This window comes from Vibrio sp. L3-7 (genome assembly GCF_963898195.1).
GTDB lineage: Bacteria > Pseudomonadota > Gammaproteobacteria > Enterobacterales > Vibrionaceae > Vibrio > Vibrio echinoideorum.
In genome coordinates this window covers 104,985-129,016 of sequence record NZ_CAWQUW010000012.1, presented here as the reverse complement: position 1 = coordinate 129,016, position 24,032 = coordinate 104,985, and the positions used below count along the sequence as shown (strand labels likewise).

At 41.8% G+C, this 24,032-nt stretch carries 20 protein-coding genes; 12 read left to right on the top strand and 8 right to left on the bottom strand.

All coding sequences use genetic code 11. From position 1 onward, the window contains the following. Positions 1-15: 15 nt before the first annotated feature. A complete protein-coding gene (locus AACW75_RS10565) occupies positions 16-1,320 on the bottom strand; it encodes an inosine/guanosine kinase (RefSeq protein WP_017074365.1) in 1,305 nt (434 codons plus the stop codon). Between the two features lie 129 nt (positions 1,321-1,449). Then, positions 1,450-1,926 carry a CreA family protein gene (locus tag AACW75_RS10560; RefSeq protein ID WP_017074364.1) on the bottom strand — a complete coding sequence of 159 codons (477 nt, stop codon included), beginning with the start codon at positions 1,924-1,926 and terminating at the stop codon, positions 1,450-1,452. Positions 1,927-2,174: 248 nt separating this feature from the next. Between AACW75_RS10560 and AACW75_RS10555 the strand changes: the two genes are divergently transcribed. From AACW75_RS10555 to AACW75_RS10545, 3 genes are all read left to right on the top strand, one after another. Beyond that, positions 2,175-2,669, top strand: a complete 495-nt coding sequence (locus tag AACW75_RS10555; protein ID WP_029224961.1) for a hypothetical protein — start codon at positions 2,175-2,177, stop codon at positions 2,667-2,669. 60 nt (positions 2,670-2,729) lie between these two features. Next, positions 2,730-4,673: an HD domain-containing phosphohydrolase gene (locus AACW75_RS10550; RefSeq protein WP_145568807.1), complete on the top strand. Its 1,944-nt coding sequence runs from the start codon at positions 2,730-2,732 to the stop codon at positions 4,671-4,673. A 351-nt stretch (positions 4,674-5,024) separates the two neighbouring features. Beyond that, positions 5,025-5,753 carry an HAD-IA family hydrolase gene (locus AACW75_RS10545; RefSeq protein ID WP_029224960.1) on the top strand — a complete coding sequence of 243 codons (729 nt, stop codon included), beginning with the start codon at positions 5,025-5,027 and terminating at the stop codon, positions 5,751-5,753. A 668-nt stretch (positions 5,754-6,421) separates the two neighbouring features. Here the strand turns inward: AACW75_RS10545 and AACW75_RS10540 are convergent. Both AACW75_RS10540 and AACW75_RS10535 read right to left on the bottom strand, forming a co-directional pair. Next, positions 6,422-7,846: a methyl-accepting chemotaxis protein gene (locus AACW75_RS10540; protein WP_237297414.1), complete on the bottom strand. Its 1,425-nt coding sequence runs from the start codon at positions 7,844-7,846 to the stop codon at positions 6,422-6,424. 148 nt (positions 7,847-7,994) lie between these two features. Then, a complete protein-coding gene (locus AACW75_RS10535) occupies positions 7,995-9,218 on the bottom strand; it encodes an aromatic amino acid transport family protein (protein ID WP_145568810.1) in 1,224 nt (407 codons plus the stop codon). Between the two features lie 448 nt (positions 9,219-9,666). On the opposite strand from AACW75_RS10535, the gene AACW75_RS10530 reads away from it, so the two are divergent. From AACW75_RS10530 to AACW75_RS10520, 3 genes are all read left to right on the top strand, one after another. After that, positions 9,667-9,795: a hypothetical protein gene (locus AACW75_RS10530; RefSeq protein WP_261377578.1), complete on the top strand. Its 129-nt coding sequence runs from the start codon at positions 9,667-9,669 to the stop codon at positions 9,793-9,795. Between the two features lie 174 nt (positions 9,796-9,969). Further along, positions 9,970-10,581: an acyl carrier protein phosphodiesterase gene (locus AACW75_RS10525; protein WP_145568812.1), complete on the top strand. Its 612-nt coding sequence runs from the start codon at positions 9,970-9,972 to the stop codon at positions 10,579-10,581. Between the two features lie 57 nt (positions 10,582-10,638). Then, positions 10,639-11,910 carry a DEAD/DEAH box helicase gene (locus AACW75_RS10520; RefSeq protein WP_145568814.1) on the top strand — a complete coding sequence of 424 codons (1,272 nt, stop codon included), beginning with the start codon at positions 10,639-10,641 and terminating at the stop codon, positions 11,908-11,910. A gap of 208 nt (positions 11,911-12,118) precedes the next feature. Here AACW75_RS10520 and AACW75_RS10515 read toward each other — a convergent pair whose 3' ends face one another. Next, the gene (locus tag AACW75_RS10515; protein WP_017074355.1) at positions 12,119-12,847 is read right to left on the bottom strand and encodes a TetR/AcrR family transcriptional regulator; all 729 of its coding nucleotides are present in this window, start codon (positions 12,845-12,847) and stop codon (positions 12,119-12,121) included. A gap of 156 nt (positions 12,848-13,003) precedes the next feature. Here AACW75_RS10515 and AACW75_RS10510 point away from each other — a divergent pair, with 156 nt between their 5' ends. From AACW75_RS10510 to AACW75_RS10500, 3 genes are read left to right on the top strand one after another with little or no spacing between them, the layout of a single operon-like run. Beyond that, positions 13,004-14,092, top strand: coding sequence for an efflux RND transporter periplasmic adaptor subunit (locus AACW75_RS10510; protein WP_145568816.1), 1,089 nt, complete (start codon positions 13,004-13,006; stop codon positions 14,090-14,092). Then, on the top strand, positions 14,092-15,147 hold the full coding sequence (locus AACW75_RS10505; protein WP_237297413.1) for an efflux RND transporter periplasmic adaptor subunit: 1,056 nt from the start codon (positions 14,092-14,094) through the stop codon (positions 15,145-15,147). Before AACW75_RS10510 ends, AACW75_RS10505 begins: the two co-directional genes overlap by 1 nt. Next, complete coding sequence (locus tag AACW75_RS10500; protein WP_145568820.1) at positions 15,144-18,203, top strand: efflux RND transporter permease subunit; 3,060 nt, start codon at positions 15,144-15,146, stop codon at positions 18,201-18,203. Before AACW75_RS10505 ends, AACW75_RS10500 begins: the two co-directional genes overlap by 4 nt. Positions 18,204-18,361: 158 nt before the next feature. Here AACW75_RS10500 and AACW75_RS10495 read toward each other — a convergent pair whose 3' ends face one another. Beyond that, positions 18,362-19,099, bottom strand: a complete 738-nt coding sequence (locus tag AACW75_RS10495; protein ID WP_135457830.1) for an EAL domain-containing protein — start codon at positions 19,097-19,099, stop codon at positions 18,362-18,364. A gap of 576 nt (positions 19,100-19,675) precedes the next feature. After that, on the bottom strand, positions 19,676-20,311 hold the full coding sequence (locus AACW75_RS10490) for a hypothetical protein (RefSeq protein ID WP_017074350.1): 636 nt from the start codon (positions 20,309-20,311) through the stop codon (positions 19,676-19,678). Between the two features lie 363 nt (positions 20,312-20,674). Between AACW75_RS10490 and AACW75_RS10485 the strand changes: the two genes are divergently transcribed. The 3 genes from AACW75_RS10485 (at position 20,675) to AACW75_RS10475 (ending at position 22,218) form a co-directional block, all read left to right on the top strand. Beyond that, positions 20,675-20,920, top strand: coding sequence for a DUF2164 domain-containing protein (locus AACW75_RS10485; protein ID WP_017074348.1), 246 nt, complete (start codon positions 20,675-20,677; stop codon positions 20,918-20,920). 192 nt (positions 20,921-21,112) lie between these two features. After that, complete coding sequence (locus tag AACW75_RS10480) at positions 21,113-21,652, top strand: cytochrome b (protein WP_145568822.1); 540 nt, start codon at positions 21,113-21,115, stop codon at positions 21,650-21,652. Continuing rightward, positions 21,649-22,218, top strand: coding sequence for a YceI family protein (locus tag AACW75_RS10475; protein WP_029224957.1), 570 nt, complete (start codon positions 21,649-21,651; stop codon positions 22,216-22,218). The genes AACW75_RS10480 and AACW75_RS10475 overlap by 4 nt, the downstream gene beginning before the upstream one ends. Positions 22,219-22,553: 335 nt before the next feature. On the opposite strand, the gene focA is transcribed toward AACW75_RS10475, so the two are convergent. Beyond that, positions 22,554-24,005: a formate transporter FocA gene (focA, locus tag AACW75_RS10470; RefSeq protein WP_135457835.1), complete on the bottom strand. Its 1,452-nt coding sequence runs from the start codon at positions 24,003-24,005 to the stop codon at positions 22,554-22,556. Between the last annotated feature and the right edge of the window lie 27 nt (positions 24,006-24,032).

Sequence of the window (24,032 nt, the reverse complement as noted above, 5' to 3'; positions counted from 1 at the left end):
TTAATTCGGGTTAGATTAACGATCCCAGTATGTTTCTTCTAAGCTATCTTCGCGTTCTGGTAGTGCACGAGAAAGGCGAGGAGAGTGCTGAGTCAATACTTCGTAGCTTACGCGGTTTGCGTACTTACAAATTTGAGACAGTGACGAGTACGTTAAGCACGCGTGCTCGTGTTTCTCTGAATTCGGTACGTTCACGTGATGGTAACTGTTCGCTGCCATGTCATGTAGAAGTGCCGAAAGCGCGCCATCACCAGCGCCGTTTGTGTTTTTAATCTCAAGTGGGCCACCCAAGTAAGGGCCGATGTGAGAGTACACTTTTACTGGGTCTTTACAGTCTTGCTTACGCATCGCACGGCTGAATTCGTATTTGTTAAATTCAGGAATGTTACCCGGTAATAACGGTAGTGTTGTTTCGCGTTTCGCTGGCTCGTCTGTGTAGCCTGCCATGTATAAGCCGACAGGACCTGCAGTGCAGAGAACTAGGTCAACCCACTCAAGCGCTTTGTTCGCCGCTAGCAAAGGATCTTTTTCACCGGTTAAGGCTTCACCTTCGTCTTCGTTCATTGCAACGATAGTGACGTTTTCTTTAAGGTATTCTTGCCACCATTCTGCGTTACCTTCGATCACGTACTTAGTACCAAGCGTCAGTACAACAGGGACATTGTGCGCTTTCGCGTATTCAATCGCTTTTTGTACGGCTTTTGGCATTGGATCTTCAGGCTTACCACGCATTAGGTATGAAGACACGACCAATGCAGACGCTTTTTCGAAAATCTGTTCAGGAATGCTTTCAGGAAGCAGTTGGTTCATGTGTCCTTCGTTGATTGCAAACGTACGTTCACCATCTTCGGTAATGAGCGTGTAACAACGACCAATAGGACCATCAACAGTTTGTAGGTGGTTTAAGTTCATACGAGAAGAGGTGCGGCATAGGTAACGGTAACCAAATGAGCCAACTTCAATTTTCTTAGACATAACGCCAAGCAGGACAGATTTACTGTCTGCAAGTACGGAATAGTTGTGCAGCGTATTGCCGATAGTATCGCCAGGGTACTGATGCGTGATCAAACCACGCTCAACTAACTCTTCATACAGCGCATCTGCTTTACTTTCTTCCAATACTAGTGAGTGACCTTTACTCAGCTCGTATTTTTCAAGGAACGCGTTGTCAACACGGGCTTCGATATCAACAATAGTTTGACCCACACCGACAATTGTTGCGCGGTGAAGCTTGGGTGTTTGTTGAATTTGGTTGACCAACGGATCACGGGCGTGAGTTGGAAAGTAGTGCTTAGATTTACGCTGTCCAGGAAATTTCATATGACAAATACAGTGAAAAAATTTTGCCGCATGATATCACATTTTGTTTCTGTTTCTTTCATTTTTATTACATTTTGAATCACCTGCGCAATGTCTGTACAGGTGATTCTGTTCGACTATTTACTGAAACTATTCTGTTGGAACTACCGTTGCGGGATCAACGTAAGCCTTTGTACCCCAAAGCGGAACGGTTGAAAGGCTGTGTTTGAAGCTGCCTTCAGTTTCTTTGGTGGTGTAAGACAAGTAGAGCAGCGATTGATTCTCAGCATCGTATATACGACGAACCTTCATCGTTTTGAAGAAGATACTTTTCGACTGCTTGAATACCACTTCACCTGATTTACTTTTGTCTATTTTAGCAATCATTTCTGGAGTGATTTCGCCCGTTTGACGACAAGAGATCGAGCTATCGCTTGGATCAGAAAGGCTAAGATTTGCTTCGATTGATGCAATGTGACAAGTAACACCCGCGATTTTGTCATCATCTAAAGATGACATTTTAATATCTTTCATTGTGAAGAAACCCAATGAGACGTCGCCAACCTCGTTGTCCGAACAGCCAGCTAACATTGTGATGATACCTGCTGCTATTAAGGCTTTTTTCATAAGAAGTCCTTTTTATTTATATAGTTCTGTTTACTATAAGGATATTGAAAGCTTGAATACGAGTGTAGAGCTTTTCGCTGAGTTCTTAAAGGATGTTGTTAGATAATGAAAAATATGAAGCATTTAAAGTACTTGTTGGCCTTAGTTATGCTCTGTATGCTCTCTGCTTGTAGCTCGACACCTCAGTCGACCATATGTCTTCCAAATAACTGTGATATTTGGGGATACTAACCGTGGGTACTAAAAGAATGAATAACGAAATACCTGAAATTGCAAACAAGAAAAACCAATGGCTATTTAGCCAACTCGATATTGCATACCCCGCAAAAGAGAGCCTTCTCGGTCGAGACATCTATAAAAGCCAACTTCCTCAAAAGACTTACCAACTTCTCCCGCAAGACCAAACTCCTACTCAAATTGACGAACTGCACAAAGTTGATTTTCATAAGTTAACCGTTCTATTTTCATTAAACCAAGCCAGTGCGTACCCAAATGAGACAGAAAGCGCACACATGCTGGAGTTCTTAAGCCAGATAATGCTATCAGATGACCATGCTTTGTATGTCGGTACCTTAAATGGTGATGTTGTGGCCAGCGCTATCGTCACTGAGTGCGACGGTTCTCTGTTGATCTCGGATGTTGTTAACAAAAATGATCAAGATATCAATGGTTTTGCTAAACAGTTACATGATTTTTGGACACAAGATCATGCTTCTGGTGATAAAGTATGGGTCGAGAACTAAAGATTCTTTGAGAAAGCGTTAATCTGAGTACAATACCCCATCTTTTAAAAAGGGTTTTGTATGTACAAGCTATTGATATCAATCGCTGTATTGTGTGTTAGCGCTTTTTCTTCTGCTGTTTATGCTAATAACGACTGGAATATTAAACAAATTCTAGTTTTACACTCCTACGAACCTTCCTATCAATGGACCACGGATTTCCAAAAGGGAATCGAAAGTGCGTTCAAACTTTCTCAAGCTGAGATAAAACTCTCTGTAGAATACTTAGATACCAAACGTATCCACAGCTCTGAATATTACGACTCTTTAGCGAACTACTTCGAAGCCAAATATTCGGGATATGAGTTTGATGGCGTGATTGTTACCGACGATAACGCAGCGAATTTCCTCAAATCACTCAGTTCTTTGATTGATCGCTCTACACCCGTTGTTGCAGCGGGCATCAATGATATTAGTACAGATATGTATGCCGTTACGGATAGAGCGACCGTGCTTTACGAGAATGATCATATTGATATTAATATTGCGCTTATTTCTCAATTAAGACCAAACCTCAAGAACCTATATTTCGTGAATGATTACAGTGTCACGTCTGAACTGATTAGAAAAGAAGTATACGAGGTGATGGCCGATTTCCCTGATATTAATCTCGTTGAAATCAACAACCAAACGCTTGAACAAGCGAGCCAATATCTACAGACAATTTCTGCTGACGATGCTGTGTTACTCACTCACTACAACACAGAGTTAAATCAAGGTGTATATCACTCTTATAAACAGATAGCAGAAACTCTATCAACATCGAGCGCCGCACCCGTGTTTGCACTATGGCAATTTAATATTTTAGGTGACGTACTCGGTGGGTATGTAAACCATTCTCAAAGTATGGGAGAAGAGGCGGTCGATGCTTTAGATAAGTATGTGCCACTTGGTTTCTCCAGTCCGTTAGTTCCGGGTGATAACATTCGCTTTGTTTTTAATTACTTAGCAATGCAAAAATTTGGTATTGGTGAAAGTGCGCTTCCTGAGGAGGCGGTAATAATCAACGAGCCTTCTTCTTTCATACGTAAAAACTTCCAATTGTTGGTGGGGTTGGTCATGGTAATCACAGGTTTAAGCCTTATTATCGTGATGCAATTCATTACCTTACGCCAGAAAAAAGAGTTGGCGAAAAAGAATAAGCGAATCTTAGCTCTGCAAAAGAAGACCTTGAATGTTCAAAAAGACATGATTCATGTATTAGGTGAAGCTATTGAGACTCGCTCTGGTGAGACCGGGAATCACGTTAAGCGTGTAGCGAAATTATCAGCATTACTTGCCAAGCATAGTGGCTTGAGCCATCGCGAGGTCGAGATGATTGAAATTATCAGTCCAATGCACGATGTTGGAAAGATTTCGGTACCAGAATCCATTTTAGACAAGCCTGGAAAGCTAACCCCACAAGAGTGGGAAGTGATGAAATTACACACCACCGCCGGCTATAATTTATTGAAGAGCGGGGCGGGTGACATTACAAACCTTGCTGCTATTATTGCTAATGAGCACCACGAACGTTGGGATGGAGCGGGTTATCCGACTGGAAAGGTCGGTGAAGAAATCCACCTGTTTGCTCGTATTACCGCAGTTGCTGATGTATTTGATGCGCTACTTAGTGCACGTTGTTACAAAGAGCCCTGGTCAATAGAAATGGTTGTGGACTTGTTTGAACGAGAATGCGGTTATCAATTCGACCCTCAACTTACCAAGATCTTATTGAACCATTTACCCGAGTTCATTGCGATAAGAGATACGTATCCAGATACTGCTGATGCTCGCCACCTTGCTGATTTACAACCTAGTAGCAATTCAAAACATGCTTTTGGTTTAAAGCAAACCAGTGACTCTACAAAAGCTATTGATTCAAAACAAAGTGTCAATTCACAGCCAGTTGTCAGCTCACAGGAAACTACCGATTTACAGCAAACTGCAGCTCCAACTCCAGAGCGAGAAGCGAGCGTTGTATAGGCTGTGTGGGTTGTATAGGTTATCGCTATGACTGAGCGCCGTTCTAAACTTTTGAACCTTCTATTGAATACTCCAATTGGTTCGGTTATCTATTGTTTTGATTAAGCTTACCCCATTGAAATTTATATTTTCAATGGGTTATTGTTAGCTTTTATAAACTTAGCTGTATCTGGAGTTTATTCAATTACTCTAATTTGATGAAACCTGTTGCTTACCTAAAAGGATAAGGTGATCCACTGCATATTTTGCGAAGAGAAATAAGCAGGTGTCGGTAAACTGTTACCTGAGTCATCTCTAGCTCTGAGATAACCCTATAGGATAAAGCTTGGATTCGATGTGAGTGAAATATCTATGCGGTTAGAACAGACTAAATGTGTGATTTTTGATTGTGACGGAACACTTATTGATAGTGAAAAGCTTTGCTGCCAAGCCTTAGTGAATGTATTCGCCGGCTTTGGCGCTGACTTAAACGTTAATGATTGTTATGCACACTTTCAAGGCGGAAAGTTGGCCGATATCTTAATGGATACACAAGAACGTTTAGGGTTATCTATCTCTATTGATACACTTGAGCCGTTATATCGCGCAGAATTAGAAGCACTGTTCCAACGTCATCTAAAACCAATGGATGGTGCTATCGAGCTTATTGAATTCCTCAAGCGACAAGACATCGAGTTTTGTATCGCTTCCAATGCACCTAAATCTCGAGTTGAGTCATCATTAGCAATGACAGGCATGCTAGACGATTTTAAAGGTAAAGTGTTTTCGGCTTTTGATGCAAATAGCTGGAAGCCAGAGCCAGACCTTATTATGTACACTGCAATGAATATGGGCTTTTTACCCAATGAGTGCATCTATGTTGATGATACCTTAAAAGGAATTGAAGCAGGTCTTCGTGCAGGCATTCAGTCGTTCCGATTACGCCCAAGTATTGATGATTCAATAACAGATGATCCAGAAGCCGACTCAGCAGAGCTAGCGGCTCAGGACATATACAGTTTAGAAGAAATTTCGGTTTGGATTAATGGCAAGCACTGTTCAAGTGGTGGTATACCGAGTTCGGGAGCTTGGGTGGGTTAGAGTCGAGTTTAAGGCTGACGATTTTACTAAATTGTTTGGTATGGAAACCGCAAGATGCGCAAGTAAACTTCTCTCCACTTTCTGAAAGCAGATATTCGTCGTGTTGGCATAAAGGGCACGTGATGTCTTCGGTGTTTGGTGCATCTGTTTTATTCATTATGTGTCACCTGCAGCAAGAGGGTAAGCGAAAATAAGACCCGTACTATTAGATTACCCCTAAGCTCGATTATTAGACAGTTTTGACCGCTTATAATCTTCCCTTTGCGACTAGCTTCATGGTAATGACAATCTGGTAGTTAACGCGTATACAGGCGAGCATTTTGTTTTAGATGTGTAGTTTTGCATATTGCGTTTGTTCGTTACTTATCTCGACTAACTCGTTGCGTATCGTGAGTTGGTTTTTCCTATCCTTCTTCTTTCTTCCTTCTTCCTTCTTCCTTCCTTCTTACTTCTGGCTTACTGTACCTTCTGTTTTTGTCTTATCACACGTTCTATTTCTGTCTTTTCACAGCTCTGTGACGATCAATAAAGCGTTCAATAATGATCAATTAAGTCAGCCACATATCAATTAAACGTCACCATTAAAAAAGGACTCTTACGAGTCCTTTTTAGTTTAACGGCTTATCAACGCAAGTGGTTAAGAGTAGCCTCAATTATAGGTCGAGATTTTAAGTGCGGTATCTTGCCAATGTTTGAGAAAGAGACACAGAAGCTTCTGTTAGCTTAGATACGCCGTTCGAAGAATTCTGAGCTACTTCTTTAATAACGTCTGATTGGCTACGAATATCATTAAGCTCAGCTGCAATGGTATTTGCTACATTGCTTTGCTCGTCTGCCGAAGTCGCTATCTGAATACTCATGTCCATTAACGTTTGAGCTGAGTCTGCAATCGAGTTTACGTCATGGCCAATATTAGAAATGAGTTGGCTACTTGTTTGTGCTTGGTCGACTGTTTGCTCGGTAATCTTTGCAATATTCTGGCTTTCTTGTTGAAGGCGCTCAATCATTGCTTGTATTTCAACGGTAGCGGATTGAGTTCTACTAGCAAGTGTTCTTACTTCATCGGCAACAACAGCAAAGCCACGTCCTTGCTCACCCGCACGAGCGGCTTCGATCGCAGCATTCAGTGCAAGTAAGTTAGTCTGCTCTGAAATAGCGTTGATCGTCGTAATAACTTCATTAATTTGGCTAGTATTCACATTCAAGCTGGTAACAGAAGAAGAGGTTTGCTCAATCAAAGAAGAGAGGGTAGTGATCTCTGAAATTGCTTGTTGAACCTTGGCGTGGCTGTCGTTAATTTGCTGCGCGTCTTGTTCTGTTTGTTCTGTTGAACGTGCTGAAATATTAGAAACTTCGTTCGCTGACGCTGTCATCTGATCCATTGCCGTTGCCACGGAATCTAGAGAGGCGTTTTGGCTCATAATTTGTGTTTCACTGCGCTTCATCTCTGTTTCGAAAGAAGTCGACGTTTCACTTAATGTCGCTGCGCTTTGGTTCACGTTGTCTACTAGCTCGCTTAGCGTGTCCATTGAACGGTCAAGTGCACAACCAATCGTACCAAACTCATCGCGGCCAGGGTGAAAACCAAGTCGTGATGTTAAATCACCATCACCAATCTTTTGAGTGGTTGAATAAAGGACCCAAAGTGCGCCGCCTAAGAAGGTCGCTACCCAATAGCAGAAAATACCAAAAGGCACACACCATAAGAAGCTGAATAACAAAGTGTACAGTGCTTGTTGCTTTTGACTTTGTGTGTTGATGTCCGAAACGGTAAGAGAATAGTAGTTGCCGTCTTGAGCTACTGCTGTTGCCGTAACTGCGCCGTTCTTAAGAGTGATGGTTTCTTGAGGGCGTGTTTGTTGACGAATAGAACGAATAGAGCCAGGGGATTCTGATGCAGACAAAATGCCTTTTAGTTGATACTCAACTTGCTGTTTAGAATTAGCGTCAATTTGTTCCATTTTGTTGACGTAGTTAAGACCAGCAAGGCTTGCTACAGAGGCCAAAAATATTAAGAAAATGACCCAAAACTTATCGTTAATAGACATTTTGATAAACAGTTTGTCTATCGTTCGAAATTGTACTTCTTTCATAAAAACTCCACGGTAAATCCTTTACCGTGGACTCTAAATAACCGACCTCAATAAAAATGTGACTTAGTCCGTGTAATTGTGAAAATTAATGATATAGACATATCATTTATGAGACTTCTATCAACATATTCAATCGCATATGCCTTTATTAGCCTAATGACGGCAATAACCCTACGGATATCAGTATTTGGATAGCGATGATAAATACACCAACGCTGCCTGCTAAAAATAACGCTTTGCTTCCGCCTAACACTTGGTAAGTTGCTTCTGTACCTTGGGGTTCTACAGAGAAGTCAGTGTATCGAACTTTGTAAACCATAATAGTAGGTAGAAGGATTGCTAATACAGAAAGTGCAATGGCCGCGTAACCCAATGCTGTAATGAACCCTTGAGGATAGAATAGTGCAAACCCAAGTGGCGGTAAGAATGTGATGGCCGCTGTTTTTACACGTTTGCCGTTGCCAAGCTTGCTGCTCAACGAATCGCCCATAAATTCAAATAGGCCCAAGCTTACACCAATAAATGAAGTAAGAAGTGCTAGATCTGCAAACACGCCAACGATCACACTTAGGTTTGATTGATGAACTGTTTGCGATAGCGACACTAACAATGCACCCAAGCTTGTGTCTGACAATAGTTGTTCTTGGCTAATAACGCCTAAAGTCACACTCTGCCAGAACACGTAGATAACTAAAGGCAGTGCCGAGCCAATAATCATCACTTTACGCAAAGAGCGAACGTCACCATCTAGGTATCGAACAATTGAAGGGATGCTGCCGTGGAAGCCAAAAGAGGTAAACACAACCGGGATCGCTGCAATAATCAGCCCTTGTTGTAAAGGCATGCTCATTAAGTATTGAGAGGTGATGTTGGGTGCTAAGAAGCTGAGTACTAAAACCATCGCAACCAATTTTAACCCAAATAATACGCGGTTAACTTTATCAACACTGTGTGTACCAATCGTCACAACGCCAGCAACTAACAGTGTGAATAGAAGGGTTGTGATTTGGCCATTAAGCTCAATGCCTGAAATATCCGAGATACGTTGATTAAACTGCGCACCACCGCCTGCGATGTAAGCAGAACACAACGCGTAAAAGAGGAACATAACGGCAAAGCTCGCGATCCACTTACCTTTCGTCCCTAAAATAGTGTGAGCTAAAGTGTGTAGGGTTGCGTCAGATTCTGCGAATTGATGAAGTTCTACCATTAATAACGCTGTGAAGGCCATCAGCCCCCACAAACAAAGCATCAATAAAAGTGAAGTCGAAAAGCCGATTCCGGCAGAAGCAAGGGGAAGGGCGAGCATGCCAGCACCAACAGTGGTGCCTGCAATGATCAAAGTACTACCAAAAACCTTTGATTTATTCATTGTATATAATTCTTTACGTTAGAGTGTGTTTTCTTTGCAATTCTTCTAGTTTAAGTGAATAAACCCAAAGAATATCTCGATTTTGAAGTATTCTGATTGAGTTTAATTCCAAATGCAATCTCTATTGTAATTAAAAATATCCACTGTAAATTTAAATTTACATCAAGCGATGTTTCTGGCGTTGTAATGGTAGAAGCAAACGTTTGACCGTGATCTGCTTCAAAATTGTTAGAGTAATTTGTTGAACTTGGTGTAAGGTGGCAGTACATATGTCATTCGCGTATACCCCTTTAGCGTAGATAAGCGCTAATGATCGCGAGTAGCTTTCAAGCTATAAATATGGAATGGGTAGAGTAGAGTGCGTTCATCAAAGTGACATAATATAAGTCCAAGATGGTGCACTAGTTAACAGGACATTATGTCCACACCAAGGAATAGAGGGGGCACTATGAGTGACCAATCTTTTAATGACGAAAGTCTTGAATTGTTAGATGCTATGGAAATTGGCATTGATTTATCTGACTATGAGCAGACGGTTAAACAATTAGCAGAAGAACTTTTTAACGCTACAAATTAGAGTTTTCTTTAATTAGGGTTTTTTAAGTTCAATGTTTATCCAGTTAAACAATTCTTAAACTGAGCAAATCTCATTCGCTCACACGTCATATCAAAACTATCCTCATTAAAGTTCGCGAAGATAAACGAGTACGTTTACCATGTTACTTAGTTCTCGATACTTTAATGAGGTTCAATGAACTTTCTCGCACATCTCCATATCGCTCAACACTGTAAAAGTAATCTCGCTGGTAATCTGTTAGGTGACTTCGTTAAAGGCGACCCTAATAAACACTATTCAACCTCGCTTTCAGACGGAATAAGACTTCATCGATTCGTGGATAGTTACACAGACCGTCACGAAGTTTCACGCTCAGCTAAATCTCTATTTTCAAATCAAACCCGACGCTTTGCACCTATTGCACTGGATGTATTCTGGGATCACTGCTTAGCCAATCATTGGACTCAGTTCTCGCAGCAGACGTTGGAGCATTTTTGTTTCGATAGTCATCAACAGATTTTTGAACATCAAGAGCCACACTGGCCTGAGAACTTCATTACGATTCATCAAAAGATGTCCGAACAACGTTGGCTAGAAAGCTATCAAGACATGTCCTCTATAAAGTTGGTATTGCAACGTATGGCTTTGAGAAGGCCCAAGTTTGGGATGCTCAAAAATTGTTACGACGACCTCGAACGTCACTATGATGCATTACAGTGTCACTTTAATGAGCTATATCCCAGCGTTTTAGAAGAAGCAAAGCAGTTTAATGCACTTCAAATGAAGAAAAATCAAAACGAAAGGTAAACAGCGTAATGCAGGTTTGCTACAATCCGCGCCTATTAAATCTTTGAGCATCGAACTATGTCTGAATCTACCCAATCTTTTAACCAACTTGGATTGTCTGAGCAACTTCTTACAACGCTATCAGAGCTAAACTTTACGGCTCCGACTAGTGTTCAAGAACAAGCTATTCCATTGGTACTGGAAGGCAAAGATGTACTGGCTGGTGCGCAAACGGGTACCGGTAAAACCGCGGCATTTGGTTTGCCGATTATTCAAAGATTAATCGAGACTAAAGACAATGTTATTCCGAACCCTAAGCTCGTTCGTGCACTTGTGTTAGTGCCAACGCGTGAATTGGCACAACAGGTGTTTGATAACGTAACGAGTTATGCGAAAGGCACCGATATTAAAGTCGTGGTGGCCTACGGTGGCGTTAGCATGAAGGTTCAAACCGATAACCTACGCGGAGGCGCCGACATTCTTGTAGCGACGCCTGGTCGTCTTATTGACCATATGTTCACCAAGAACATCATGTTGAGCCAAACGGAAGTGTTGATATTAGACGAAGCAGACCGCATGCTTGATATGGGTTTCATGCCTGATATTAAACGCATTCTTTCTCGCATGAACGATGTTCGTCAGACATTATTTTTCTCTGCAACGTTTGATAACAAGATCAAAGCCTTAGCTCATCGTATGATGCAGTCACCTATTGAAATTCAAGTTACGCCAAAAAACAGCACTGCTGACACCGTTACCCAGATGGTTTATCCGGTTGATAAATCGCGTAAAAGTGAACTATTGGCCTATTTGATTGGCTCAAAAAACTGGCAACAAGTATTGGTGTTCACGAAAACTAAGCAGGGTACTGATGCTCTAGTTAAAGAGCTTAAATTAGACGGTATTAAAGCGGCCTCAATCAATGGTGATAAGAGCCAAGGTGCGCGGCAAAAAGCACTGGACGATTTTAAATCAGGTAAGGTGAGAGCGTTGATTGCAACCGACGTGGCAGCACGTGGTATCGATATCCAGCAACTAGAACAAGTTGTGAACTACGACATGCCATTCAAAGCTGAAGATTACGTTCACCGTATCGGACGAACTGGACGTGCAGGTAACAGCGGTTTAGCGATTTCTTTGATGAGTCACGATGAAGCTTACCTGCTAGGTGACATTGAACGATTACTTGATACACGTTTGCCTCAAGAATGGCTAGAGGGCTTTGAACCAAGCCTTGAAAAAGATGTGGCACCAGATCGAGGTGGTCGCAGTAAGAGTCGTTCATCAGAAAAACGTAAGATGAAAGCAAAGCTTAAGGTTCACCAAAACCGCGGTAAAGCGCGTCGCTAATCCTGTTGGTGGTTGAGGTCTATCGCCTGTTGGTGTGAAGAGATTAACCTGAGCTGTCATAAAAATGCCCCGTTACTGTTATTCAGTAATGGGGCATTTTCGTATCAAGCTACTATCAATTACAAGTTATCAAATATCGGATGATAAATATCAAGTAACGAGGATCAAGGCAATTTTAACGTTGAGTATAGGGTGCTCGATGTATATTTTACTCTTGCTCGCATTTCCATACGCAAGGTACTTCGTAAACTAACTCTTCAATAGAGCTTGGATTCAGTGTCCATTCATCACTAATATTGAACGTGGCGACCATTTGTGTGTTGAACAGTTGCCAATGCTTTAACAATGCTTCTTCCGGAGTTGATTGCATGTCGCCTTCGTTCCATGTGCTTTCCATGAAAGGGGTTAGGCATACTGCTCCGTGTGCATACATGATCATTTGCCACTTAATTTCATAAATGTTGATCAAGTTATTTGGATTCGCTGCATTATATTGCTCGGCCAACATATTGATTTCTTTTTCGACATTGCCAACATTGTCGATAAAATAATCAACTAGGTTGTCTTTTTGGCGAACGGAGTCGGCGATAAGTTGCATTGGTTTTCGTGAATGAATCATGTTGCTAAAGAGGCGCATACTAAACAAGTAGATAGTAATGTTTGGCGCAACATCTTTTGGTAACTCTTCCATGATTTTAGCGATATAAGACTGAAAATAAGCGTGTAAACAATCGCTTATAGCATGCCAGATCTTTTCTTTGCTACCAAAATGGTGACGTATAAGACTATGCGATACGCCTGCCTTTTCACTGATGTTTCGCAACGAAACGCTATCATAACCATGTTCACAGAACATATCTGCAGCAACCGTCATGATCAAAAATCGTGTTTCTTCGGCGTCTTTCGCGCTTCTTCTACCTTGCTTCTTTTCGGTCATCTCTATTTCACATGTTTACCTGATTACCACATTCTACACTGTTTTTATTGAAATAAAAAATACTGCACAGGTGGAAAGTAAAGCTTGAGAATTATCTGATTTTAAATATACTGCCCACCTGTGTAATAAATCATAATAATTAAATGGAGAAGCATCATGCAATCCAATTTGTCTATCAAAACAAGTGCAAGTAAGCGTGTAGCCTTGGCGATCGCAGCGTTCATACTTGTTGGTTCTTTAACTGGATGTAACAAAGTTCAGTCAGAAGAAAGTGTTCAAGTAGTTAAACCTGTAAAGCTGTTTGAAATACCTCCGCAAAGCGATGTGGAGCTAGATAGCTTTATCGCCAAGGTTGATGCAACCGATCGAGCTGCGCTTTCTTTCCAAGTGAGTGGAGACATAGAAACGTTTTCTGTTCGAATGGGACAGGAAGTGAAGAAAGGCCAAGTACTAGCGATGTTGGACGCCACGGATTACCGTATTGCGCTTGACGCGGCACAAGCGAGATTTGATTTGGCAAATAGCCAATACAAACAAGCTTCAGAGCTGTACTCGAAAAAGCTAGTAAGCACTGATTACTACGATCAAGCCTTGAACACATTTACTGCCGCTGAAGTTGAGTTGGACCAAGCAAAAACAAACCTTGGTTACACCACATTAGTTGCTCCATTCGATGGCGTGGTATCGATGGTGTTCGGTAAGCAATATCAATTAATCGCAGAAAAAGAGCCGGTACTTAACATTTTGAATCACAGCGAAATGGACGTGACGTTCTCAATCCCAGTATCCAAGCTTGAGAACCGTTCGATTCAAGACCTAACGAGTTCGAACATGTGGGTAGTGATGGATAGTCACCGAGGCATTCGTATCCCGACTCGCTTTAAAGAGATATCAACGCAACCGGATGAAGATACCAACAGCTACCAAGCGGTTGTGTCTATCGAAAAGCCTGAAGGCATTAATCTGCTTTCTGGTATGACTGCACAAGTTGAAGTTCAGAAAAATAAATCTCAACTAGGCATCGGAATCGTTGATTCTGCATGGTTAAGCAAAGAAACAGACCAAGGTGTGTTATGGCGTTATAACCCAGAATCCCAACTGATTTCTAAAGTGCAAGTATCCCTTGATCCGCAAGGCAACGTAATTGACGGCTTATCTTCAGGAGACCTTATCGTTGAAGCAGGTGTCGATGTGTTATCCGATGGCCAACAAGTAAAAGCTTGGCTACGTGAGGGGGGTATTTAATGAACCTTTCTAAACTATCACTTGTTGTTGCGTCTGCTTTGTTTCTTCAAGCGTGCAATAGTGAAGCTGATCACCGTGAGCAACCTTCTCTTTTAGTTTCAACCTTTGAAGTTGGTGCGCCACTCACTGATCAATTCAGAAGCTTTAATGGTCAAGTTATGCCTGCAGAACTAACGCCTCTAGCATTTAAGCTACCTGGCGAGATCAAGCAAGTTTTGGTTGAAGCTGGGGATCTGGTAGAAAAAGGGCAGCTACTCGCGACTCTAGATAACGATACCTACCTGCAAGATCTGACGGACGCCAAATCTCAATTTGAACTGGCGAGTAAGCAACTCGCGCGTGGTACCGAGATGTTTGGTAGCGAGATGCTATCTCAATCTGAACACGATCAACTGACCGCTAATTATAGATTAGCATCGGCGAACTTGGCAGCAGCAAAACGTAAGTTAAGTTACACCAAGTTACTAGCACCATTTTCGGGTACGGTTTCAACAGTAGATAAACAGCGCTTTGAAAATGCGACTCCGGGTGAAACGTTATTGAGCTTGTATCAGAACGATAAGGTGTATGTACGAATTCAAGTCTCAGATTCGATTCTGGCATCAATTAGCCCAGATATGCGCTCAAACAGCTACCGCCCTGAAGCAACATTTGGTGGGCATACTGGTCATTACCCATTGACCTATCTAGAACACACCAGTGAGTTACACCCACAATCTCGTACCTACGAATTTTGGATGCAGATGCAACAACCAGAAAACGAAGTTTTGCCTGGTACAAGCGTTACGGTAAACGTAGATATGGCTAAAGCGGGCTTGAGTGATGTTCAAGGCTACCAGTTACCTATGACGACACTACAAGCTGGAGTTGAAGCGAACCAGTTTTACGTGTGGAAACTCGAAGATGGACAAGCGTTCAAAAGCGAAGTTGAAGTTGAAAAGATCAGTGGCAAAGGCGTACTTATCGCTCACGGTGTTGAGCAAGGTGACCAGCTCGTAAACTCGAATTTAAGAAAACTCCGTGACGGAATCAAATTGTCAGGAAAAGCAGAATGAACATCGCAGAATATTCAATAAAGAACAAAGTAATTAGCTGGCTATTTCTCGTCATTTTGGCCGTTGGCGGTGTCACGTCTTTCGGTAATCTGTCCCGTCTAGAAGACCCAGCTTTTACCATCAAAGATGCAATGATTATTTCAACTTACCCTGGCGCGACGTCGATGGAAGTTGAAGAAGAACTGACTTATCCGTTAGAGAAAGAGATTCGTCAGCTTCCCTATATCGACAAGATCACGTCGACATCATCGAATGGGATGTCTCAAATTATGGTGAGCATGAAGATGGATTATGGTCCAGACGAGCTACCACAGATTTGGGATGAAATGCGTCGTAAAATCAACGACCTCCAACCTATGCTTCCAAGCGGTGTTAATTCTGTTCAGATCATCGATGATTTTGGTGATGTGTTCGGGGTAATGATCATGCTAACGGGCGACGGCTATGACTCTGTTGAGTTGAAGCAATACGCCGACTATCTCACCCGTGAAATTGAACTCGTAGAAGGCGTTGGGAAAGTCAGCATTGCTGGAGATCAACAAGAACAAATGTTTGTTGAAATGTCGCTTGAACGCTTAGCGGCGCTGAACCTAGATATGTCGACAGTGACCTCTCTTTTAGCACAACAAAACAGTGTGGTATCAGCAGGTGAGGTGATGTTAAACGGTCAAAGCTTGACGATTAGACCTAATGGCACACTGAGTACAGTTGAAGAACTTGAAAACTTAATCATTCATGGTCGTGACACGGGTAATTTGATTCGCCTTAAAGATGTTGCTGACGTTACACGTGGAATTCAAGAGAAGCCCGGTAATGTACTGACTTACAACGGTAAACCAGCCATCAACCTAGGTATCTCATTTTCATCAGGCGTGAACGTAGTCGAGATTGGCCAAGCGCTTGATGCAGAGTTGGATCGTTTAGAAAGTATTAAGCCAGCGGGTGTAGACCTGAATTACTTCTACAACCAAGCACAAGAAGTCGATAAATCCGTTGCTGACTTCTTGATTAGCCTAGTAGAAGCGGTTGCGATTGTTATCATCGTATTGCTTTTCGCAATGGGTTTACGCAGTGGCTTGATCATCGGTTTGGTACTTCTTCTGACAGTCTTCGGCACGTTCATTCTTATGGACTATAACGATGTAGAGCTACACCGAATCTCACTGGGCGCGTTGATTATCGCACTAGGTATGTTGGTTGATAACGCGATCGTCGTAGTGGAAGGTATTCTTGTTGGATTGAAAAAAGGTAAAACTAAACTTCAAGCCGCAAAAGATATTGTGACACAGACACAATGGCCTTTATTAGGTGCGACTATTATCGCGATCACTGCTTTTGCACCTATCGGTCTATCAAAAGATGCAACAGGCGAGTTCATGGGCTCATTGTTCTGGGTACTTTGCTTCTCGTTATTTTTGAGTTGGGTAACCGCATTAACACTGACTCCGTTCCTTGCTGAAATGCTGCTTAAGGAAGAAGATAAGGTTGACGAAAACGAAGACCCATACAAAGGCATCCTTTTCGTTATATTCGGTGCATGTTTAAAACTTGCGTTACGTTTTAGATGGTTAACCGTAGTCAGTATGGTGGCCTTGTTAGCGGCGTCGGTTGTTGGTTTTGGTATGGTAAAACAGCAGTTCTTCCCGCCATCAAACACGCCAATGTTCTACGTGGATATGTGGATGCCTGAAGGTACCGATGTTCGTGAAACGATTAAACAGACTGAGAAGGTTGAAAGTTACATTCGCAAGCAGGACGATGTGGAGTTTGTAACAACCACGGTTGGGCAAGGCATGCAACGTTTTGCGCTGACATACCAACCAGAGAAAAGTTATGAAGCGTACAGTCAACTTCAAGTCCGGACCACAGACCGTGACACGATGTTTAAGGTGCTAGCGGAGTTAGACAAGGATCTAGCGAATCAATTTGAACAACCCACGTTCCAGTTTAAGTTAATCGAATTTGGGCCGTCACCAGCTTCAAAGATTGAAGCTCGAATTATCGGTGCTGACCCACAAATACTGCGTAGTATTGCCGTAGAAGTGGAAGATATCTTGTTAGCGGATCCCGGTTCTCGAAATGTTCGTCATGATTGGCGTGAACGCACCAAAGAACTCGTGCCGCTTTTCAATGAATCAAAGGCGCGTCGTCTTGGTATTTCAAAAACCGACCTGTCTGAGACATTACAGATGGCGTTTGGCGGGTATAACATCGGGTTATTGCGTGATGGTACACATATGTTGCCGATCGTCACTCGTCTCCCTGAAGAAGAGCGCTTTGATTTTGAATCTTTGAACAACGTGAAGATCTGGAGCCCATCGCTACAAACTTATATTCCGGTAGAGCAGGTGATTGATGGTGTTGAGCTTCAATGGTCTGAGCCTTTAATTCAACGTCGTGATAGAAAGCGTACGCTAACGGTGCTTGCTGACCACGATGTGTTGGGTGATGAAACTCCAGCTAGCTTATTTGCTCGTGTAAAACCAAAGGTAGAAGCTTTAGCGCTGCCTGAAGGCTACAGCATTAGCTGGGGTGGTGAATACGAAAGCTCTAAAGACGCTCAGGAATCACTATTTGGTTCATTGCCAATGGGTTACTTGTTGATGTTTATCATCACGATGCTTTTGTTTAACTCGCTTCGCAAGCCGCTTGTGATTTGGTTTACGGTGCCACTGTCTATCATTGGTGTTTCGATTGGTTTGTTAAGTACCAATATGCCATTCAGCTTTACTGCATTCTTAGGCTTATTGAGTTTAAGTGGCATGATTTTGAAAAACGGTATCGTTTTGCTTGATCAGATCAACAGTGAGCTATCCACAGGTAAAGATCCATATTTAGCGGTTGTTGACAGTGCGATTAGTCGTGTACGACCGGTATCTATGGCGGCATTGACGACTATCTTGGGTATGATCCCCTTGGTATTCGATGCATTTTTTGGCTCGATGGCGATTACCATCATGGCAGGCTTAGGTTTTGCTACGGTACTGACTTTAATAGTAGTACCGGTGATGTTCGCTATCCTATATAGAATCAAACCGTCCACTGCGGGTTATTAGGGATTGATATAAAACAGATTCTTTAAGCCAGCCCAGTCAATTTTGACTGGGCTTTTTTATGGGTGTGATTTGGTATATAAGATTGGCGCTACAAAAAAGCCGCTAACCACTACCCGCTAACCAAAGGTAGAGCGGCTTCAGATAGAGTAGGGGCAGTTTTAGATGGCAATACGTAAATCAAGCTCAATGGGTTTTGGCATGGCTAAGTGATAACCTTGATACATATCGAAGCCCAAGCCTTGCATGGCCGTAAGTTGTTGTGGGGTTTCTATTCCTTCGATTACTGTTCTTGCGCCAATTTGATTGGCGAGCTCAAGCACTTGCTCCATTTCGAGGATATCGCCTTTTTCGAACTTTAGCATAACAGAGCGATCTATCTTGATGATATGAGGGTTGATATGACGGACACGTTGTTCTGTTGATGCTTGTGTTCCAAAATCATCGACTGCAATTTGAAAGCCACTCTCTGCCAGTGATTGGGCTGCATCCTTCAATCGCTCTTCACTTTCCGCGTTAAGCTCTACCAACTCCATCACGATCTGTTGACATGATAGGTTAAGTTCATTGAGTCGTTTAGCCAACAAAGAGTCGTTCACTTTTCCCTCTGCAAACAGTTCACCAACATTTGGAAGAACGTTTAGAAATAGATCTAAATGACGAATCGTTGATTGCGCGAAGTTACGAATATGTATGGCGCGACTCAACCTCTCTACATTGATTTTATCGATGCAAGAAGTTTCATCTGAATGGAAGAAGTGGTCAGGTCGAATAATTTCCCCTTTACTATTTGATAGGCGAACTAAAGCCTCTACCCCTATCTGAGTCATAGAACAATCAAATATAGGTTGATAGACGCTTTTTAGTGTTAGGTCTTGATATTTAGCAATAAACTGCATATCGGCATCTACCGATATACAGCTAATAAATTCGCATCTTTCTGATAAAATCATAGTCGTTAGTAAAGGTGTTTATTAAGTGACGATAATACACGTCATGGCTGTCACAATATTGACATATGTTATTAAATTGTCAATTAATAAAAATCCATTCCATTAGTCAATGGTTCAATAAAGATAATTAACGATAAAATAGTATAATAATAGATGTTGATTATTATATTTCTTTGTCATTTACTTTAACTGATAGTCTATTGTGAATTTAATGGCTGAGTGATCTATCCCATATCCACCCCAACCAATATAAAGCTAGAACGCCGATACACCAGTAAAAAGTAGGGTTAAAGACTTAGATTATGGGAGAATGTCAAAGTTACCGAATAGGGAGACTATTGGCGTTACATTAAAATGTTATCTGTATCTCAAAATTGATAAGGTAATGCGATAAGCTATTAATTATTCAAAGTTTAATTTTGAATAATTAATGAGCAGGAGAATGGTTTCTTTTATAAAATATAGAGATAAAGGCTTAAAAAAATTCACTTTAATATTAAGTCAAAAAATTGACCTATATTCTTATTGCCATTGAAGTACCGCATAAAGTTGCAGGTATTTACGAACTAATTGTTGATTCCCTGAGCGTTTTAGTGGGTGTCCAAACTTAATAAAGCACGGACTGATTCGAAAATTGTTGTTCAAGTCAGTTGCAAATTGAGACTCACTCTCTCGCAGTGTAATACCTTGTTGACTGTATTCGGAGACCTCGTCCGGTAATTCACCCATCCACCAATGTAAAAGCTCACCGCTGGTCTTACTTCGGCTTATCCAGTGGTCGGATACGATGATTAAAAGGTCATTAGGTTGGATGGCAAATCCATACTCGGATTGCCATTTATGAATGTCTAACATCAGCTTTTTGCGACAGGTTTTTCCTCCACTCACCATATGATGGCTGATCACCCAAACCGTACCCATTTCAGATGAAATCCGGAAGTAACGAGGGGTATCTCCCGAGGAAAGCATTTCAAGTGGGCTTATGTTACTGGCATGATCAAAACTAACGAAGGTATGCTCCATCCGTCGAGCAAAAGCTTTACCTATGTGATGCTCACTAATCCCTTGATTGTGTACCGTGGGGTAATGGTGTTCACAGAGCTTTAGACAATCATCCTGAAACTGATTGACGCTTTTAATCACTAGATCTAATAACAATGAAGTCCCTTATACACAGTTACTATCTTATTGATGGGCAATAGTACGGTAATTTCTGTGCCATTACCTATCAACAAAGTGTGAGTTCTTGATCCCTCTATCAAAATTAGCTATTCAAAGCCATTTTTATGGATAGCACTGGCACTCTGATGGTCTGTATTCTAAATTATGAGGAATTATAATGAGTTACCAGAATTACGTTGGTTACTTAGATTATAGTGGTGGTTACCTAAATTATAGTGGTGGGTACCCGGATTATCGTGAGTTACCAAGGTTACGTGCGTTACCAGGATTACAGCTAACAAACATAATCTTAGTCAGCTAAACACAATTCTTCTACTACCAGTTTATTTGGAAATATTTATGACTATTCAATTAGATTCAAAACAAAAGTCTGAAGTCACTCATGCACTTCAAAAGTACTTGCAAGATGAGCTCGATGTAGAAATAGGCCAGTTCGATACAGAGTTCCTGGTTGACTTCATAAGTAAAAAGTTGGGTGCGATTTACTACAACAAGGGGATAGCAGATGCCCAACAAGTGATGGAGCGAAAAATGTTAGATATCTCAGATGAGCTTTATGAAATCGAACAAATCGTTGAAATTTAAAGGCAATATGCGTTTGTTCGAAAAAAGAGTGACTGGTTCAAAAAAACAACCACTTGTTCAAAAAATTTGAATAACTCGATTAGTTTGAAATGATGTAACTAATGTAAAGCTTGGTAAATAATATGTTACATAAACTTGGTGTAGGGTACGCTTTTCAAAACTACACTACTCGTTAACATTCGGAATAGATACATGGACAACAACGTTAGAAATTACAACCCATTAGCTCGAGCGATGCATTGGATTTCAGCACTCGCGATTTTTGGCTTATTTGGTGTGGGATTATGGATGGTTGATCTTTCATACTACAGCGAGTGGTACAAAACAGCGCCAGACTACCATCGTTCGGTAGGTATTATTCTGGCTAGTGTTACCGTTATTCGCTTACTTTGGAAGCTAGTTACCGCGTCACCGAAGGTGAAAGGTAAAAGCTATGAAGTAGTAGCAGCTAAGATTGCTCACGGTTTTATGTACCTCAACTTAGCCGTTTTATTTATTTCAGGTTATTTGATTTCAACATCAGATGGCCGCGGGATCGACGTATTCAATTGGTTCACTGTTCCAAGTATGGGCGAACTGTTTGAAAATCAATCCGATCTTGCAGGAACGATTCACTACTACGCTGCATGGGTACTGATCATCATGGCATCAGTACACGCTTTGGCGGCGATAAAACACCACGTTATCGACAAAGACGATACGCTACGAAAAATGATAGGAGCTTCAAAATGAAAAAGTCAATTATCGCTACAGGATTAGCATTTGCTATGGCAATGCCTTTCGCTGCGAACGCCGCTGATTACGTGATTGATACAAAAGGTGCACATGCTTCAGTTAACTTTAAAGTTAGCCACCTAGGTTACAGCTTTATCCAAGGTCGTTTTAACACATTCTCAGGTGATTTCTCATTTGATGAAAGCAATGTTGAAGCATCTAAAGTAAACGTGACTATCGATACAACAAGCCTTGATTCAAACCACGCAGAACGTGACAAGCACATCCGTAGCGGTGATTTCATCGATACAAGCAAGTTCTCTGATGCTACATTTAGCAGCACAAAAGTGGTTGATAAAGGCGATGGTAAACTTGAAGTAATGGGCGACCTTAAACTTCACGGCGTTACTAAGCCTATCGTTATCGAAGCTGAATTCATTGGTGCTGGTCAGGACCCATGGGGCGGGGAGCGTGCTGGTTTTGTTGGTACAACTCGCCTAGAGCTTGCTGACTTCAACATTCCAGTAATGGGCGCTTCAAGCTACGTAGACATGGATCTGCACGTTGAAGGTGTAAAGAAGTAATCTAACTATCAACAATCGCTGATTGGTATCAACATTTTTAGAAACATCAAAAGTTTGGTCGATATCAACTAGCAGGTTAGTTAGAAAAAGGACAAGTAGCTAGACAGCTAGAAATAGAGAAAGGCGCAAAGTATTCACTTTGCGCCTTTTTTATTGAGGTAAATGGCCACGCGTTTAGGTTTGTTTTGTGTCAAACCTTTTACTACGTTTTAAGCCACCATTTACTTCTAGCCAGTCAACGTTGCCATGACTGATTTTCTTAAGTGAACGACTAATCCCTAATCATCCAGCCTTGTTTTAGTTAAGTTAGTATTCGTTAGCTCATCCTTCTTTAGTTAAGCTGTTTCTAGTTCAGCTTGTGGAACCACGTTTAGGCGGTCACCGTAGATAGGGCGTAGCGCTTGCATTACCTCTGTACGAGTCAACACACCGACCATTACGCCATTTTCTAGTACTGGAAGCATATGTGGCTGGCTTACTTTCATCGCTTTTGCACGCTCTTCTAGAGAAAGAGAAGTCAGGCGAGTTGCGTAGCCCATGCTTGTAGTAGGGTAAAGTTGCTCTTTGTCGATACATAGGAATTCAGCAACATCGACCAACTTATCGCTAGCAGAGATAGCGACTACGTCACGGCTCATTAGGTCTACTACTTTCTGGCCTTTAGTCGGAATGTAGTCTTGGCACCAAAGGTCAACCATTACGTCATGAACAGAGAAGATACCTACAAGGCGGCCTTCAACATCGCAAACAGGAGCGCTAACAAGTTGAGCGTCTAAAAGTGAATCAATCGCAACGGATGTAGGCATTTCTACGCTAAGTGTAATTGGTTGAGTGTTCATGATTTGCTTGATAGTTGTTGCTGTGTTCATAGTGATTTCCTTAACTGACGTAATTTTTGTTGTTTGTGTAATAGCGGTAATTTTTGCTGCTTTAAGTTGTGGGCGACGGTAGATGCTCCAATTGGCTAAGCCGACCAATACCGAACCACCTACGATGTTGCCGATTGTCACTGGTATTAAGTTTGCGGTGACAAATTTCATGACGTTTAGGTCTGCGTACTGGGCTGGTGTCGCGCCGATTTGCATCCAAAAACTCTCTGGTGCGAATGTTTGAATCGTGATGCCTAGTGGAACCATGAACATATTTGCTACACAGTGCTCAAAGCCTGAGCTAACAAACATGGCAACTGGTAAGACAGTCATCATCGATTTAGTCATCGCATTTGCTGAGCTAAACGTTAGCCAGATAGCTAGGCACACCAATAAGTTACAAAGAACACCTAAAGCAAAAGCTTGAACAGGGCTATGATGTAGCTTGTGTTGAGCAATATTTAGAGCGTTCAACCCCCATTGTCCGCCATCAAGTTGATACAAGCCTGCTGCACTTACTAAAGCTAAAAGGAACATCGCACCAATAAAGTTGCCTACATACACCTTGCCCCAGATAGAAAGCATTTTTCCGAAAGTAATCTGTTTGTTTGCCCATGAGATGCTTGATAGCACTGAACTGGTAAACAGTTCACCACCGCAAATAACAATCAGGATTAAACCCATACTGAATGCGACGCCGCCGGCTAAACGACTTAAACCCCATCCAGCATCAGCGCTACCGGTGGTAACCGTGATGTAGAATAAAAAAGCAAGCCCGATGAATGCGCCAGCCATGATTGCCAAACTCAATGTCATGCTGCTGGTTTTATTTGCTTTGCTTAATGCAAACTTCTCTGCTTCCGCCATCATTTCTGTTGGTGAGAACAGTTGATGGTTTTCAGAAGTGCTGGTTGCCATATACCCCCCTTGAACAATCCGTCATGT

What these genes read in the sequence shown, in the direction of transcription:
- AACW75_RS10480 (WP_145568822.1), top strand. Translation starts at nt 21,113, where the DNA reads ATGGACAACAACGTTAGAAATTACAACCCATTAGCTCGAGCGATGCAT.
- AACW75_RS10540 (WP_237297414.1), bottom strand. Translation starts at nt 7,846, where the DNA reads ATGAAAGAAGTACAATTTCGAACGATAGACAAACTGTTTATCAAAATG.
- AACW75_RS10530 (WP_261377578.1), top strand. Translation starts at nt 9,667, where the DNA reads ATGAGTGACCAATCTTTTAATGACGAAAGTCTTGAATTGTTAGATGCT.
- AACW75_RS10555 (WP_029224961.1), top strand. Translation starts at nt 2,175, where the DNA reads ATGAATAACGAAATACCTGAAATTGCAAACAAGAAAAACCAATGGCTA.
- AACW75_RS10500 (WP_145568820.1), top strand. Translation starts at nt 15,144, where the DNA reads ATGAACATCGCAGAATATTCAATAAAGAACAAAGTAATTAGCTGGCTA.
- AACW75_RS10560 (WP_017074364.1), bottom strand. Translation starts at nt 1,926, where the DNA reads ATGAAAAAAGCCTTAATAGCAGCAGGTATCATCACAATGTTAGCTGGC.
- AACW75_RS10485 (WP_017074348.1), top strand. Translation starts at nt 20,675, where the DNA reads ATGACTATTCAATTAGATTCAAAACAAAAGTCTGAAGTCACTCATGCA.
- AACW75_RS10550 (WP_145568807.1), top strand. Translation starts at nt 2,730, where the DNA reads ATGTACAAGCTATTGATATCAATCGCTGTATTGTGTGTTAGCGCTTTT.
- focA (WP_135457835.1), bottom strand. Translation starts at nt 24,005, where the DNA reads ATGGCAACCAGCACTTCTGAAAACCATCAACTGTTCTCACCAACAGAA.
- AACW75_RS10545 (WP_029224960.1), top strand. Translation starts at nt 5,025, where the DNA reads ATGCGGTTAGAACAGACTAAATGTGTGATTTTTGATTGTGACGGAACA.
- AACW75_RS10505 (WP_237297413.1), top strand. Translation starts at nt 14,092, where the DNA reads ATGAACCTTTCTAAACTATCACTTGTTGTTGCGTCTGCTTTGTTTCTT.
- AACW75_RS10525 (WP_145568812.1), top strand. Translation starts at nt 9,970, where the DNA reads ATGAACTTTCTCGCACATCTCCATATCGCTCAACACTGTAAAAGTAAT.
- AACW75_RS10515 (WP_017074355.1), bottom strand. Translation starts at nt 12,847, where the DNA reads ATGACCGAAAAGAAGCAAGGTAGAAGAAGCGCGAAAGACGCCGAAGAA.
- AACW75_RS10510 (WP_145568816.1), top strand. Translation starts at nt 13,004, where the DNA reads ATGCAATCCAATTTGTCTATCAAAACAAGTGCAAGTAAGCGTGTAGCC.
- AACW75_RS10475 (WP_029224957.1), top strand. Translation starts at nt 21,649, where the DNA reads ATGAAAAAGTCAATTATCGCTACAGGATTAGCATTTGCTATGGCAATG.
- AACW75_RS10520 (WP_145568814.1), top strand. Translation starts at nt 10,639, where the DNA reads ATGTCTGAATCTACCCAATCTTTTAACCAACTTGGATTGTCTGAGCAA.
- AACW75_RS10535 (WP_145568810.1), bottom strand. Translation starts at nt 9,218, where the DNA reads ATGAATAAATCAAAGGTTTTTGGTAGTACTTTGATCATTGCAGGCACC.
- AACW75_RS10495 (WP_135457830.1), bottom strand. Translation starts at nt 19,099, where the DNA reads ATGCAGTTTATTGCTAAATATCAAGACCTAACACTAAAAAGCGTCTAT.
- AACW75_RS10565 (WP_017074365.1), bottom strand. Translation starts at nt 1,320, where the DNA reads ATGAAATTTCCTGGACAGCGTAAATCTAAGCACTACTTTCCAACTCAC.